Below are 13,179 nucleotides of genomic sequence, written 5' to 3'. Positions count from 1 at the left end.
GATTCAACCGATAGGCAACACACCACTTCAAGGAGCTCATCATGTCGCGTCAGCAACAGGCACAGGAACTGCAAAAGCAATGGGAAACCGATCCGCGCTGGAAGGGCATCAAGCGCAGCTACACGGCTGAAGACGTGGTGCGCCTGCGCGGCTCGATCCAGGTCGAGCACACGCTCGCGAAGCGCGGCGCCGAAAAGCTGTGGGAGCTGATCAACAACGAGCCGTTCGTCAACGCACTCGGCGCGCTGACCGGCAACCAGGCGATGCAGCAGGTCAAGGCCGGCCTGAAGGCGATCTACCTGTCCGGCTGGCAGGTCGCGGGCGACGCGAACGTCGCCGGCGAGATGTATCCGGACCAGTCGCTGTATCCGGCGAACTCGGTGCCGCTCGTCGTGAAGCGCATCAACAACACGCTGACGCGCGCAGACCAGATCCAGTGGTCCGAAGGCAAGAACCCGGGCGACGAAGGCTATGTCGACTTCTTCGCGCCGATCGTCGCCGACGCGGAAGCCGGTTTCGGCGGCGTGCTGAACGCATTCGAGCTGATGAAGGCGATGATCGAGGCAGGCGCATCGGGCGTGCACTTCGAAGACCAGCTCGCATCGGTCAAGAAGTGCGGCCACATGGGCGGCAAGGTGCTCGTGCCGACGCGCGAAGCGGTCGCGAAGCTCTCGGCCGCGCGTCTCGCCGCCGACGTGATGGGCACGCCGACCGTGCTCGTCGCACGTACCGACGCGGAAGCCGCTGACCTGATCACGTCCGACATCGACGACAACGACAAGCCGTTCCTGACCGGCGAGCGCACGGTCGAAGGCTTCTTCCGCACGAAGCCGGGCCTCGAGCAGGCCGTGTCGCGCGGCCTCGCGTATGCGCCGTACGCCGATCTGATCTGGTGCGAAACCGGCAAGCCGGATCTCGAATACGCGAAGAAGTTCGCGGAAGCGATCCACAAGCAGTTCCCGGGCAAGCTGCTGTCGTACAACTGCTCGCCGTCGTTCAACTGGAAGAAGAACCTCGACGACGCGACGATCGCCAAGTTCCAGAAGGAGCTCGGCGCCATGGGCTACAAGTTCCAGTTCATCACGCTCGCCGGCTTCCACGCGCTGAACTACTCGATGTTCAACCTCGCGCACGGCTACGCACGCACGCAGATGAGCGCGTTCGTCGAACTGCAGCAGGCCGAGTTCGCGGCAGCCGACAAGGGCTTCACGGCGGTCAAGCACCAGCGCGAAGTCGGTACCGGCTACTTCGACGCGGTCACGCAGACGGTCGAGCGCGAAGCGTCGACGACCGCCCTGCACGGCTCGACCGAAGACGAGCAGTTCTTCGACGGCAAGAAGGTCGCGTAAGCGTCGCGCGCCACGCGCCGCCGCTGTCGCGCCCGGACCGGGCCGACCGCGGCGGCGACGACAGAGCGAGAACCAGGGAGGAGACGGCCGGCGCGCACCACGCGACCGGCCGCGCGGCCTGCGGGCCGTTTGCTACGACGCGCGCCGGCACCGTCCGGCGCGCCCTTTTTTCGGCGCCGGCCATGCGCTACTCGCAGCGCCGGCACCGCGATCACCGATAGACGATCACCGGAATCTTCGTATGAGTCAGCACGCGCTGCGTCTCGCTGCCGATCAGCAGGCTGCCGAGCCCGCGACGTCCGTGCGACGCCATGAAAATCACGTCGCAGCCGCCGCGCTCGGCCGCCTCGATGATCCCGAGGTACGGCGACGGATGCACGCTCGTCCACGTATCGCAGACGACACCCGCCGCCTTCGCGGCCGTTTCGACTTCGTCGAGATGCGCGCGCGCCTCGCGCTCGCTGCGCGCACGGAAATCGGCGGGCGGCTCGATGATCACTTCGGAAAACGGCGAATACGGATACTGCGGCAGGCACGCATACGCGGTCACGCGTGCATTGACCGCGCGGGCCAGATCGATCGCGCCGTCGATCGCCTTCTTCGACAGTTCGGAACCGTCGGTTGGAACGAGGATGTGCCGGAACATCGCGCCCTCCTGCGTCAATGGCACGCCGCGCGCCGCCGCGCCGTCCCTGCTCGTCGCGATGCCGCGCGCCTGCCTGTTTCGATTGTAGTGCGCGACGCGGCAGCGGCGGCAGCGGATTGGCCCGCATGTTGCCGCGCGACGCTATTCGCCCCAGTAACCGGGCCGCTCGTACGTGTGCTTCAGGTAATCGAGAAACAGCCGCACGCGCAGCGGCAGGTGCCGGCGCTGCGGAAACACGGCGTGAATGCCGATCGGCGGCGCCGCGAACGCGTCGAGCACGCTGACGAGGCGGCCGGCCGCGATGTCGTCGCCGACTTCCCACCACGATCGCCATGCCAGACCGTGGCCGGCCAGGCACCACTCGTGCAGCACCGCGCCGTCGGAGCACTCCATCGTGCCGCTCACGCGGATCGACACGACCTTGTCGTCTTCCTGGAAAGTCCAGCCGCGCTGCTGGTTCGCGTTCGCAGCGAGCGCGAGGCAGTTGTGGCGCGCGAGTTCCGCGAGCGTCGTCGGCGTGCCGCGCCGCGCGAGATAGGCGGGCGACGCGACGCACACGCGCCGGTTCTCGCCGAGCTTCAGCGACACGAGCGAAGAATCGGGCAGCTCGCCGAGCCGCACCGCGCAATCGAAGCCTTCGTTGACGAGGTCGACCATCCGGTCCGACAGATCGAGCGTGACCGACACGTCCGGATGCGCGCCGCTGAAGTCCGGCACGAGCGGCGCGACGTGGCGGCGGCCGAAGCCGGCCGGCGCCGTGATGCGCAAATGGCCGCTCGCCTTCACGCCGCCGGCGGACACGCTCGCTTCCGCGTTCTGCATGTCGTTGATGATGCGCTGGCAATCCTCGAGGAAGGCGGAGCCCTCGAAGGTCAGCGTGAGCTTGCGCGTCGTGCGCACGAGCAGCTTGACGCCGAGCCGCTCCTCGAGCGCGTCGAGACGGCGGCCGATGATCGCCGGTGCGACGCCCTCCGCGTGCGCGGCCGCCGACAGGCTGCCTTTCGCCGCGACCGCGACGAACGTTTCGATCTGTTTGAACCGGTCCATGAATCGAAAGGGACGGCACGCCGTGCCGCTCTGATGACTGAAGCGGCTCAAGATTAGGTATATGAAAGTAAAAGATCAAGTGATGATTAGCGTCTTTTTTGATACCAGCGATCACGAATAGAATCGACTCGACCTCTGAAACTGGAGCGCAAGGCTATGTCGGCCACAACGACACTCTCCTCTCCCGACGCCATCCTGTTCGACGCATTCGGCACGTTGTTCGACGTGCATGCCGTCGTGGCTGCGGCTGAGCAGATGTTCCCCGGTCGCGGGGAACGGTTGTCGCAGCTGTGGCGACGCAAACAAATCGAATACTCGCAGCTGCGCACGCTCGCCGATCCGGCCGGTGCGCACTATCGCCCGTTTCGCGACATCACGCTCGACGCGCTGCGCTTTGCCGCACGCTCGCTCGGCGTCGCGCTGAACAGCGCGGCCGAAAAGCGGCTGATGGACGAATACGCGTGTCTGTCCACCTATCCCGATACGGTGCCCGCGCTGCGGAGGCTGCGCGCGCTGGAGCCGCGTCCGCCGCTCGCGATCCTGTCGAACGGCAATCCGCAGATGCTCGACATCGCGATCAAGAGCGCCGGCATGACCGGCCTGTTCGATCGCGTGCTGTCGGCCGACGCCGTGCGCGCGTACAAGCCGAGTCCGGCCGCCTATGCGCTCGGCACCGCCGCGTTCGGCGCGAACCCGCGCGACATCGTGTTCGTGTCGTCGAACGCGTGGGACGTCGCAGGCGCCGGCTGGTTCGGCTACACGACGTTCTGGCTGAACCGTACGGGCGCACCGGCCGAAGAACTCGGCGTGCCGCCCGACGGCACCGGCACCGGCATGGCCGATCTGCTCGCATTCCTCGCCACCCCGGCTCCGTCCGGCAGAGCGGCGAACCGCACGCGCCCCGGCCCGGGCGCATGACGTTCGCATCGCTGCCGCCTTCCCCCTTCACCGAAACCGCAACTGACCGACCAAGGAGATGAGACCCATGAGCACCCCGATCACGCTGCCGCAAGGCATGGCGATCACCGGCGAGATCAAGCCGGGTTACGAAGCTATCCTGACGCCCGACGCGCTCGAGCTCGTCGCTTCGCTGCATCGCGCGTTCGAACCGCGCCGCCAGGCGCTGCTGCAGGCGCGCGTCGAGCGCACGAAGCGTCTCGACGCCGGCGAGCGCCCCGATTTTCTGCCCGAGACGAAGGCCATCCGCGAAGGCGACTGGAAGGTCGCGCCGCTGCCTGCCGACCTGCAGTGCCGCCGCGTCGAGATCACCGGCCCCGTCGAGCGCAAGATGATCATCAATGCGCTGAACTCGGGCGCAGATTCGTACATGACGGACTTCGAGGATTCGAACGCGCCGAGCTGGACGAACCAGATCGACGGCCAGATCAACCTGAAGGATGCGGTGCGCCGCACGATCTCGCTCGAGCAGAACGGCAAGTCGTACAAGCTGAACGACAAGGTCGCGACGCTGATCGTGCGTCCGCGCGGCTGGCACCTCGACGAGAAGCACGTGACGGTCGACGGCCAGCGCGTGTCCGGCGGCATCTTCGATTTCGCGCTGTTCCTGTTCCATAACGCGAAGGAGCTGATCGCGCGCGGCTCGGGCCCGTACTTCTACCTGCCGAAGATGGAAAGCCATCTCGAGGCGCGCCTGTGGAACGACATCTTCGTCGCCGCGCAGGAAGCGATCGGCATTCCGCGCGGCACGGTCCGCGCGACGGTGCTGATCGAGACGATCCTCGCCGCGTTCGAAATGGACGAGATCCTCTACGAGCTGCGCGAACACAGCTCGGGCCTGAACGCGGGCCGCTGGGACTACATCTTCTCGGCGATCAAGAAGTTCAAGAACGATCGCGACTTCTGCCTCGCCGATCGCTCGAAGATCACGATGACGGTGCCGTTCATGCGCGCCTACGCGCTGCTGCTGCTGAAGACCTGCCACAAGCGCAACGCGCCCGCGATCGGCGGAATGAGCGCGCTGATTCCGATCAAGAACGATCCGGAAGCGAACGAGAAGGCGATGGCCGGCGTGCGTTCGGACAAGCAGCGCGATGCCACGGACGGCTACGACGGCGGCTGGGTGGCGCACCCGGGCCTCGTGCCGATCGCGATGGAGGAATTCGTCAAGGTGCTCGGCGACAAGCCGAACCAGATCGGCAAGCAGCGCGACGACGTGCAGGTCGAGGGCAAGAACCTGCTCGACTTCCAGCCCGAGGCGCCGATCACCGAAGCCGGCCTGCGCAACAACATCAACGTCGGGATCCACTATCTCGGCGCGTGGCTCGACGGCAACGGCTGCGTGCCGATTCACAACCTGATGGAAGATGCGGCCACCGCCGAGATCTCGCGCTCGCAGGTGTGGCAGTGGATCCGCTCGCCGAAGGGCGTGCTCGACGACGGCCGCAAGGTCACCGCGGAGCTCGTGCGCGAGTTCGCGAAGGCCGAGCTCGAGAACGTGAAGCGCTCGGTCGGCGGCAACACGCAGCCTTACGAGCGTGCGGCGGCGATCTTCGAACAGATGTCGACGTCGGAAGGCTTCACCGAATTCCTGACGCTGCCGCTGTACGAGGAAATCTGATACGGCCGGCCGCCGCGGCGCACCGCCGCGTGCCGGCCGGTCCGTTCGTCAAAAAGCGCCCTGCGGGGCGCTTTCTCTTTTTGCGACAGCCGGCTCGTCGTCGCGGACACCGACGCTCACGCCGCTTCGCGCTCGCGCCGATGCCGGACCCAGTCGCCGGATGCGATCCGCGGACGGTCGGCCGTCGCATGCGCGGCAACCGGGTAATACAGGCACGCATACTGGCGGCCGCCGAGTTCGACGGTCACGCTCTCCTGACGGAACAGCGTGTCGACGCCCGGATAGACGCGCTCGATCTCGTCGAGCACGGGCACCAGCCGCTCGTCGATCTCGTACACATCGCCCCATACGATCGACGTGCCGACGTGCGCGGCCGTCATGCCGGGATACGTGCCGAAATCGTACAGTTCGCCCGGCAGCGCCGCCGCGCCGATCAGCGTCGGCGCGGGAATGCCGTGCCGCGCGGCCGCAAGGCCGATGTCGTTGATCTCGCCGGCCCTCAGCGTGCCGTAGACGAATACGTAGCGCATCGATCTCTCCTTCAGCGATTCGCGTGCAGTCGCACGTCGGGTCAGGTCAGCGACGTCGCGCTCACGAGCACGCCGTCGTCGTCCGCGTAGATCCATTCGCCCGGCGCGATCCGCGTGCCGAGCACCGTGACCGGCACGTCGCGCTCGCCCGCGCCGCGCTTGTCGCTCTTGCGCGGATGCGTCGCGAGCGCCAGCACGCCGACCTTGCATTCGCGCAGTTCGGCCGCATCGCGCACGCATCCGTGCACGACGATGCCGGCCCATCCGTTCTTCTCGGCCAGCGCGCCGAGATTGCCGCCGACGAGCGCGCAGCGCAGGCTCGCGCCGCCGTCGACGACGAGCACGCGGCCGCCGCCGTCCTGCTCGAGCGCCGCACGCACGAGCGTGTTGTCCTCGAACACCTTCAGCGTCGCGGCGGGCCCGGCGAAGCGCGCCGCACCGCCGTACGGCCGTAAGGCCGGCTGCAGCACGCGCAGCGTGCCGGCGGCCAGTTTGTCTTCGTGGGCGTCGCAAAGATCGGTTGTTGCAAACGTCATCGGTTCGTCTCCTTCGATCGAGGGGCGCGCTGCGGCACGGTGAACGCGAAGGCCGTCCCGCCCATACAAAGTTCATTGAAACGCTGCATTATCGACCCAAAAGCCGCCGCCTGCGCTTGCACGGCCCCTTCTACAATAACGGCATCGCCCGCCGCTCCAGTCCGAACCTCATGCATCCGATCGTCCCGGCCGACGCGTCGAATCCGTACGACGTCATCGACATTCCGCCCGAGTTCGCGCCGACGCGCGCGCACCCGATGCGCGTGCGCGCGCGCCACGTCGACGCGGGCAGCCGCATTCCGCTGCACACGCATGCGTGGGCGCAGCTCGCGTATGCATCGCGCGGCGTGCTGCGTGTCGCGACGACCGGCACGACCTGGATGGTGCCGCCGTCCCGCGCGATCTGGGTGCCGCCGCACGTCACGCACGAAGTCGCGATCGTCGAAGAGGCGTACCTGCGCACGCTCTATATCGACGAATCGATCGTTCCGGACGGGCTCGCCGCGTGCCGCGTGGTCGAAGTGACGGGATTGCTGCGCGAGCTGATCGTCGCACTGGACGCGCGCGACCTCAGCGACGGACGCGAGCGCCTGCTATGCGGGCTCGTGCTCGATGAACTGAGCCGCGCGGAGCCGTTGCCGCTCGCGGTGCCGATGCCAGACGAAAAGCGGCTCCGGACGCTCTGCGAATCGGTGCTCGCGCAGCCGGCAAACGCCGAATCGCTCGAACACTGGGCGAGCGAGGTCGGGGCGAGCACGCGCACGATCTCGCGGCTCTTCAAGCAGGAACTCGGAGTGAGCTTCTCGCAATGGCGGCAGCAGGCGCTGCTGGCGCGCGCGATTCCGTTGCTGAATCAGGGGCGCCCGCTCTCGCATATCGCGCGCGAGCTCGGCTACCAGAGCCAGAGCGCGTTCTCGGCGATGTTCCGGCGCGCGTTCGGCGAAAGCCCGCGTGCCTTCATGCTGCGCGGATACGAGCACCGCGGCACCGAGCGCGTCGCACCGAGCGACGACATGCGCGACGACGACGCGCACGATACGGTGCGCTGAGCCTCGCGTCAGACCGGCCGCACCATGTGACGGATCGAGCCGAGTTGCGCGAGGCGCGGCCCTGTCACGTGATAACCCATACGGCGGTACAGACGCGCGGCCGGATTGTCGACGAACACGCGCAGTTGCAGCTCGTGCAACCCGCGCGCACGCGCCCAGCGATGCGACATGTCGAGTAGATAGGTGCCCGCGCCGCGACCGCGATGGCCGGCCGCGATCTGCACGTCGCGGATATGCAGCGAGTCGCCCTCTTCCGTCACGCGCAGCACGCCGATGCGCTGACCGTCGGCTTCGAGAATGAAATTCTCCGATTCGCGCCAGCTTGCGTAGAACAGGTCGCTGCGCCATACGAGCCCGTGCCGCTTGTAATAGCCGCCCATGTTGCCGTGCGTCAGCGCCTCGGCGAACGGAAAATCGCCGGGCTCCGCAGGCCGGAGCTGATACAGGAGTCGCAGGTCGGTCGGATCGAGCATCGCGCGGGGATCAGGAAGGCATGCCGTCACGATAGCGCAGTCGCGTGCGGATGCAATCGCGAATTTCTCGTAGCGCGGGGCGGCGCGCCGATTCGGCGGCAAAGATGGCGCAGCAATAGAAGAAGCCCGCACAAGGCGGGCTTCTTCATTTTCTGGCGGAGCGGACGGGACTCGCCTACATTCTGCAGGCCGCGGATGCGCGTGCACGCGCATCCCTTCGAGTCCCGCCGGAAGCCGCGCAGGCGGCTTCCTCCCCTCCGCAGTCACGCGCCCGCAAGCGGGCGCAAACGGAAAAGCAAATGAAAAAGCCCGCGCAAGGCGGGCTTCTTCATTTTCTGGCGGAGCGGACGGGACTCGAACCCGCGACCCCCGGCGTGACAGGCCGGTATTCTAACCGACTGAACTACCGCTCCAGTCTTGCTGCTTGCCTGGCAGGCGTCGGTTGCTTCCTGCCGGCGCATCGTTTGTTCGAACGACGCCGAAATCTGGCGTCCCCTAGGGGATTCGAACCCCTGTACTCACCGTGAAAGGGTGATGTCCTAGGCCTCTAGACGAAGGGGACAACGTACTGCTTACATCCTTAATACAAAAGCCCGCTCAAAAACGTCTTGAACGGGCTTCGTTCTGGCGGAGCGGACGGGACTCGAACCCGCGACCCCCGGCGTGACAGGCCGGTATTCTAACCGACTGAACTACCGCTCCAGCTTTTCTGCACCGTCACCTGCAGGACGTCGGTCACGTTCCTGCAAGCTTTGCGACACTTCTACGAAACGCCGCTGAATCTGGCGTCCCCTAGGGGATTCGAACCCCTGTACTCACCGTGAAAGGGTGATGTCCTAGGCCTCTAGACGAAGGGGACAACGTACTGCTTACACCTTAATACAAAAGCCCGCTCAAAATGGCTTGAACGGGCTTCGTTCTGGCGGAGCGGACGGGACTCGAACCCGCGACCCCCGGCGTGACAGGCCGGTATTCTAACCGACTGAACTACCGCTCCAGCTTTTCTGCACCGTCACCTGCAGGACGTCGGTTACGTTCCTGCAAGCTTCGCAGCGCTTCTACGAAACGCCGCTGAATCTGGCGTCCCCTAGGGGATTCGAACCCCTGTACTCACCGTGAAAGGGTGATGTCCTAGGCCTCTAGACGAAGGGGACAAAATCTTTTCAGATTTGTCTGGTTTCGCTATCAACTACTCGATAACAGCGAAGCCCGAAATTTTAACTGCTTTAAATCGTTTTGTGAAGCATTTATTACTACATGACTTCGCGAAACGATTCGTTTGTTCTGTTGGTGGAGGTAAGCGGGATCGAACCGCTGACCTCTTGCATGCCATGCAAGCGCTCTCCCAGCTGAGCTATACCCCCTTGCAGAACAGAAATGAGATTATATGGACCTACTTTGCAGTTGTAAATAGCTTTTTGCGAATCGGGCGAATTTTTTTGCGAAGCCACGTCGTCGTCGACGCGCGGCCTCGCGTCGACGCGCACTTACGCGAGCGCCGTCTCGATGCGCGACACGACGACGTCGCGATCGAACAGCGCGAGCACCGCGTCGATCGACGGCGTATGCGTGGTGCCCGCCACGAGCAGGCGCACCGGCATCGCGAGCTGCGGCATCTTCAGCTTGTGCGCGGCAAGCGTCGCCTTCAGCGCGGCCGAGATCGCATCCTTCGTCCAGTCGGCCGCCTTCAGCGCGGCGGCGAGATCGGCAAGCGCCGGCCGCACGGCGTCGGTCAGGTGCTGTGCGAGCGCATCGGCGTCCGGCGCCGGCACGCGGTAGAACATCGCCGCGCCTTCCGCGATTTCCTTGACCGTCGTCGCGCGATCCTTCATCAGCGCGATCACGGCCTCGAGCGCCGGGCCGGCCGCGAGCGCCGCGTCGTCGATCGCCAGCGCCGCGAGGAACGGTTTCGCGAGCGCGGCCAGGCGCGCGTTGTCGGCTTCCTTGATGTAGTGCGCGTTCAGCCAGTTCAGCTTGTTGTGGTCGTACTGCGCGGGCGACTTGCCGAGATGCTCGAGATCGAACCATTCGACGAACTGCTCGCGCGAGAAGATTTCCGCATCGCCGTGCGACCAGCCCAGACGCGCGAGATAGTTGACGACCGCTTCCGGCAGATAACCGGCGTCGCGATACGCCATCACGCTCATCGCGCCGTGACGCTTGCTCATCTTCTCGCCCTGCTCGTTCAGCACGGTCGGCAGGTGCGCATACACGGGCGGCTCGCCGCCGAGCGCGCGCAGGATGTTGATTTGGCGCGGCGTGTTGTTCACGTGATCGTCGCCGCGGATCACGTGCGTGATGCCCATATCCATGTCGTCGACGACCACGCAGAAGTTGTAGATCGGCGTGCCGTCCGGACGCGCGATCACGAGATCGTCGAGTTCCTCGTTCGAGATCTCGACGCGCCCCTTCACCGCGTCGTCCCACACGACGGTGCCCGTCAGCGGATTGCGGAAACGCAGCACCGGCTTCACGCCCGGCGGCGGCTCCGGCAGCACCTTGCCGGGCTCCGGACGCCACGTGCCGTCATAGCGCGGCTTCAGGCCGGCCGCGCGCTGGCGTTCGCGCAGCGCGTCGAGTTCTTCGGCCGACATGTAGCACGGGTAGGCAAGCCCCTTCTCCAGCATCTGCGCGAGCACCTCGCGATAGCGGTCCATCCGCTGCATCTGGTAGATCGGGCCTTCGTCGAAATCGAGACCGAGCCATTCCATCCCTTCGAGGATCGCGTCGACGGCCTCCTTCGACGAGCGTTCGACGTCGGTATCCTCGATACGCAGCACGAACGTGCCTTTCATCTTGCGCGCGAACGCCCACGGATAAAGCGCGGAGCGGATGTTGCCGAGGTGGATGAAGCCGGTGGGACTCGGCGCGAAGCGGGTACGGACAGGACGGGTCATAAACGGTAACTCGAACGCCTGGGGCGCATGAATGATTCGACGCGGGATCGGCGGCGGCCATGCGAGCGGCTGCGTGCCGGCGACGCCCGGAACGGGAAAGAAGCCGGAATTATACTCGCGCCGCCCATCGCGCCAAGCGCGCCGCTTGCTTTATGATGTGCGCGCCGCGGCCGCCTGCCGGCGCCGCGCCGGTCGCGCGAACCTTGCCGCGCCGCCGCTCGCGAACCTATCGCCGCGCGGGCCCCATGGCCCGCCGCCCAGCCGCCGGAGAATCTTCGATGTCGCCCCCTCGCCTGTCGCGCCGCCAGTTCACGATCGCGTGCGCGTCCGCCAGCCTCGCCGCCTGCACTTCGTTCGGCGGCAAATCGCGCTCCGACAGCGCATCGAGTGCGACGCAGCCGCACGACAAGCCGGTCAAGATCGGCATCGCGCTCGGCGGCGGCGCCGCGCGCGGCTTTTCGCATATCGGCGTGCTGAAGGCGCTCGAGGCGCGCGGCATCGCGATCGACCTCGTCGCCGGCACGAGCGCGGGCTCGGTGGTCGGCGCGCTGTATGCGTCGGGAATGAACGGCTTGCAGATCAACAAGATCGCACTCGACATGGATCAGGCGTCGATCAGCGACTGGGCGCTGCCGTTTCGCTCGCGCGGGCTGCTGCAGGGCGTCGCGCTGCAGAACTTCCTGAACAAGGCGCTCAACAATCGGCCGATCGAGAAAATGCCGAAGCCGCTCGGCATCGTCGCCACCGATCTGCAGAGCGGCCAGCCGATCCTGTTCCAGCAGGGCAATACGGGGCTCGCGGTGCGCGCGTCGTGCAGCGTGCCGTCCGTGTTCGAGCCGGTGAAGATCGGCAACCGCGAATACGTCGACGGCGGGCTCGTCAGCCCGGTGCCTGCGTCGTTCGCGCGCCGCATGGGCGCGAACTTCGTGATCGCGGTCGACATCTCGGCGCGCCCCGACGGCGCGGCGACGAACAACCCGATCGAGATGCTGCTGCAGACGTTCACGATCATGGGACAGACGATCAAGACCTACGAACTCGACAAGTACGCGGACGTCGTGATCCGGCCGAATCTCGCCGCGATGGGCGGCAGCGACTTCAACCAGCGCAACGCGGCGATCCTCGCGGGCGAGGAAGCGGTCGCGCGGATCATGCCGGAACTGCAGCGCAAGCTCGCCGCGGCGCGCGGCGTTCCCGTCGCGTAACGTACGGCGCCGCCGTCGCGCCGCACAGACAAAAGCCCCTGCCGCCTTCCGGCGACAGGGGCTTGTTCGATTCCGTCCGACCCGGACGAAAGCGCGTCAGTTGTTCGCGTTGTCCGCGTCGTTGCCGATCGTTGCGCGCACACGCTGGCGCAGATCGTCGGCCTTCATCGGAAACTGCGTCTCGATCCGGCGCGCGCCGGTGAAACGCTTTTCCCAGTAGCTGCTGTCGAGATCGTCGACACGCACGGTGCTGCCCGTCGACGGCGAGTGCACGAACTTGTTGTCGCCGATATAGATGCCGACGTGCGAGAACGTGCGGCGCATCGTGTTGAAGAACACGAGGTCGCCCGGCTTCAGGTTACTCATGCTTACCTTTTCGCCGACTCGGCTCATCTCTTCGGCGCGACGCGGCAGCGACATGCCGAGCGTGTCCTGGAACACGTAGCGCACGAAGCCGCTGCAATCGAGGCCCGAATCCGGCGAGTTGCCGCCCCAGCGGTAGCGCACGCCGATCATGTTGAGCGCGCTGACGACGACGTCGCCCGCCTTGCCCGCCATGCCCGACAGGAACGACTTCGCACCGCCGCTCGACGGCTGGGCATTGGGCTGCTGGAGGGAGGAACCCGACCCGATCTGCGTCGAATTCGTGACATTTTGGTTAAAACTGCTGACTTCGTCGGCGAAAGCGCCGGGAGCTGCTGCGAACAGGGCGCCGATGAACAGCCCGGCGAGGGTGCGCGCGCATGCCTGGGTCAGGGATCGATGCTGCATTGGTCGATGGAATTTGCTTAAAAATCAGCTGATTGGCGGAAAATTTCGGTCGATACTAGCCAGCGCGTAATCGTTTGTCAAAACAAATTAAAAAATTC

12 protein-coding genes and 7 tRNA genes are annotated in these 13,179 nt (G+C 65.9%); 5 read left to right on the top strand and 14 right to left on the bottom strand.

The window, feature by feature from the left end; genetic code table 11:
• Nucleotides 1-41 precede the first annotated feature (41 nt).
• Complete coding sequence (gene aceA / locus BCR55_RS13845; protein ID WP_006402616.1) at nt 42-1,349, top strand: isocitrate lyase; 1,308 nt, start codon at nt 42-44, stop codon at nt 1,347-1,349.
• Between the two features lie 211 nt (nt 1,350-1,560).
• On the opposite strand, the gene BCR55_RS13840 is transcribed toward aceA, so the two are convergent.
• Complete coding sequence (locus BCR55_RS13840; protein WP_006402615.1) at nt 1,561-1,995, bottom strand: universal stress protein; 435 nt, start codon at nt 1,993-1,995, stop codon at nt 1,561-1,563.
• A 141-nt stretch (nt 1,996-2,136) separates the two neighbouring features.
• Nucleotides 2,137-3,042, bottom strand: a complete 906-nt coding sequence (locus tag BCR55_RS13835) for a LysR family transcriptional regulator (RefSeq protein WP_006402614.1) — start codon at nt 3,040-3,042, stop codon at nt 2,137-2,139.
• Between the two features lie 156 nt (nt 3,043-3,198).
• On the opposite strand from BCR55_RS13835, the gene BCR55_RS13830 reads away from it, so the two are divergent.
• Complete coding sequence (locus BCR55_RS13830; RefSeq protein WP_053297122.1) at nt 3,199-3,960, top strand: haloacid dehalogenase type II; 762 nt, start codon at nt 3,199-3,201, stop codon at nt 3,958-3,960.
• Nucleotides 3,961-4,027: 67 nt separating this feature from the next.
• Nucleotides 4,028-5,620 carry a malate synthase A gene (aceB, locus tag BCR55_RS13825; protein WP_053297121.1) on the top strand — a complete coding sequence of 531 codons (1,593 nt, stop codon included), beginning with the start codon at nt 4,028-4,030 and terminating at the stop codon, nt 5,618-5,620.
• Nucleotides 5,621-5,736: 116 nt separating this feature from the next.
• On the opposite strand, the gene BCR55_RS13820 is transcribed toward aceB, so the two are convergent.
• Together BCR55_RS13820 and rraA are read right to left on the bottom strand one after the other, a co-directional pair.
• On the bottom strand, nt 5,737-6,150 hold the full coding sequence (locus BCR55_RS13820; protein ID WP_006407733.1) for a gamma-glutamylcyclotransferase: 414 nt from the start codon (nt 6,148-6,150) through the stop codon (nt 5,737-5,739).
• A 41-nt stretch (nt 6,151-6,191) separates the two neighbouring features.
• A complete protein-coding gene (gene rraA, locus BCR55_RS13815) occupies nt 6,192-6,686 on the bottom strand; it encodes a ribonuclease E activity regulator RraA (RefSeq protein ID WP_006402610.1) in 495 nt (164 codons plus the stop codon).
• A gap of 170 nt (nt 6,687-6,856) precedes the next feature.
• On the opposite strand from rraA, the gene BCR55_RS13805 reads away from it, so the two are divergent.
• A complete protein-coding gene (locus tag BCR55_RS13805) occupies nt 6,857-7,735 on the top strand; it encodes a helix-turn-helix domain-containing protein (RefSeq protein WP_053297120.1) in 879 nt (292 codons plus the stop codon).
• A gap of 8 nt (nt 7,736-7,743) precedes the next feature.
• Here BCR55_RS13805 and BCR55_RS13800 read toward each other — a convergent pair whose 3' ends face one another.
• The 9 genes from BCR55_RS13800 to gltX all read right to left on the bottom strand — a co-directional run bounded on the left by BCR55_RS13800 (nt 7,744) and on the right by gltX (nt 11,105).
• Nucleotides 7,744-8,208: a GNAT family N-acetyltransferase gene (locus BCR55_RS13800; RefSeq protein ID WP_035488286.1), complete on the bottom strand. Its 465-nt coding sequence runs from the start codon at nt 8,206-8,208 to the stop codon at nt 7,744-7,746.
• A gap of 336 nt (nt 8,209-8,544) precedes the next feature.
• A tRNA-Asp gene (locus BCR55_RS13795) sits at nt 8,545-8,621 on the bottom strand.
• 73 nt (nt 8,622-8,694) lie between these two features.
• Nucleotides 8,695-8,770 (bottom strand) — tRNA-Glu (locus BCR55_RS13790).
• Nucleotides 8,771-8,833: 63 nt separating this feature from the next.
• A tRNA-Asp gene (locus tag BCR55_RS13785) sits at nt 8,834-8,910 on the bottom strand.
• An 81-nt stretch (nt 8,911-8,991) separates the two neighbouring features.
• Nucleotides 8,992-9,067 (bottom strand) — tRNA-Glu (locus BCR55_RS13780).
• A 61-nt stretch (nt 9,068-9,128) separates the two neighbouring features.
• Nucleotides 9,129-9,205: transfer RNA gene (locus BCR55_RS13775), tRNA-Asp, on the bottom strand.
• An 81-nt stretch (nt 9,206-9,286) separates the two neighbouring features.
• A tRNA-Glu gene (locus BCR55_RS13770) sits at nt 9,287-9,362 on the bottom strand.
• A gap of 134 nt (nt 9,363-9,496) precedes the next feature.
• Nucleotides 9,497-9,572 (bottom strand) — tRNA-Ala (locus BCR55_RS13765).
• A gap of 123 nt (nt 9,573-9,695) precedes the next feature.
• Entirely contained in the window at nt 9,696-11,105 is a 1,410-nt protein-coding gene (gltX, locus tag BCR55_RS13760; RefSeq protein WP_065494672.1) for a glutamate--tRNA ligase, read from the bottom strand.
• 278 nt (nt 11,106-11,383) lie between these two features.
• Between gltX and BCR55_RS13755 the strand changes: the two genes are divergently transcribed.
• Nucleotides 11,384-12,310, top strand: coding sequence for a patatin-like phospholipase family protein (locus tag BCR55_RS13755; RefSeq protein ID WP_065494671.1), 927 nt, complete (start codon nt 11,384-11,386; stop codon nt 12,308-12,310).
• Between the two features lie 96 nt (nt 12,311-12,406).
• Here BCR55_RS13755 and BCR55_RS13750 read toward each other — a convergent pair whose 3' ends face one another.
• A complete protein-coding gene (locus BCR55_RS13750; protein WP_006409815.1) occupies nt 12,407-13,081 on the bottom strand; it encodes a C40 family peptidase in 675 nt (224 codons plus the stop codon).
• Between the last annotated feature and the right edge of the window lie 98 nt (nt 13,082-13,179).

Origin of the sequence: Burkholderia sp. CCA53, assembly GCF_001685525.1 — a bacterium.
In the GTDB taxonomy this organism is placed as follows: Bacteria; Pseudomonadota; Gammaproteobacteria; order Burkholderiales; family Burkholderiaceae; genus Burkholderia; species Burkholderia multivorans.
This window is presented reverse-complemented; position numbering and strand designations above follow the sequence as displayed.

Excerpts from the sequence above, each read along its gene's own strand:
- aceA (WP_006402616.1), top strand. The coding sequence starts at position 42 with ATGTCGCGTCAGCAACAGGCACAGGAACTGCAAAAGCAATGGGAAACC.
- BCR55_RS13840 (WP_006402615.1), bottom strand. The coding sequence starts at position 1,995 with ATGTTCCGGCACATCCTCGTTCCAACCGACGGTTCCGAACTGTCGAAG.
- BCR55_RS13835 (WP_006402614.1), bottom strand. The coding sequence starts at position 3,042 with ATGGACCGGTTCAAACAGATCGAAACGTTCGTCGCGGTCGCGGCGAAA.
- BCR55_RS13830 (WP_053297122.1), top strand. The coding sequence starts at position 3,199 with ATGTCGGCCACAACGACACTCTCCTCTCCCGACGCCATCCTGTTCGAC.
- aceB (WP_053297121.1), top strand. The coding sequence starts at position 4,028 with ATGAGCACCCCGATCACGCTGCCGCAAGGCATGGCGATCACCGGCGAG.
- BCR55_RS13820 (WP_006407733.1), bottom strand. The coding sequence starts at position 6,150 with ATGCGCTACGTATTCGTCTACGGCACGCTGAGGGCCGGCGAGATCAAC.
- rraA (WP_006402610.1), bottom strand. The coding sequence starts at position 6,686 with ATGACGTTTGCAACAACCGATCTTTGCGACGCCCACGAAGACAAACTG.
- BCR55_RS13805 (WP_053297120.1), top strand. The coding sequence starts at position 6,857 with ATGCATCCGATCGTCCCGGCCGACGCGTCGAATCCGTACGACGTCATC.
- BCR55_RS13800 (WP_035488286.1), bottom strand. The coding sequence starts at position 8,208 with ATGCTCGATCCGACCGACCTGCGACTCCTGTATCAGCTCCGGCCTGCG.
- gltX (WP_065494672.1), bottom strand. The coding sequence starts at position 11,105 with ATGACCCGTCCTGTCCGTACCCGCTTCGCGCCGAGTCCCACCGGCTTC.
- BCR55_RS13755 (WP_065494671.1), top strand. The coding sequence starts at position 11,384 with ATGTCGCCCCCTCGCCTGTCGCGCCGCCAGTTCACGATCGCGTGCGCG.
- BCR55_RS13750 (WP_006409815.1), bottom strand. The coding sequence starts at position 13,081 with ATGCAGCATCGATCCCTGACCCAGGCATGCGCGCGCACCCTCGCCGGG.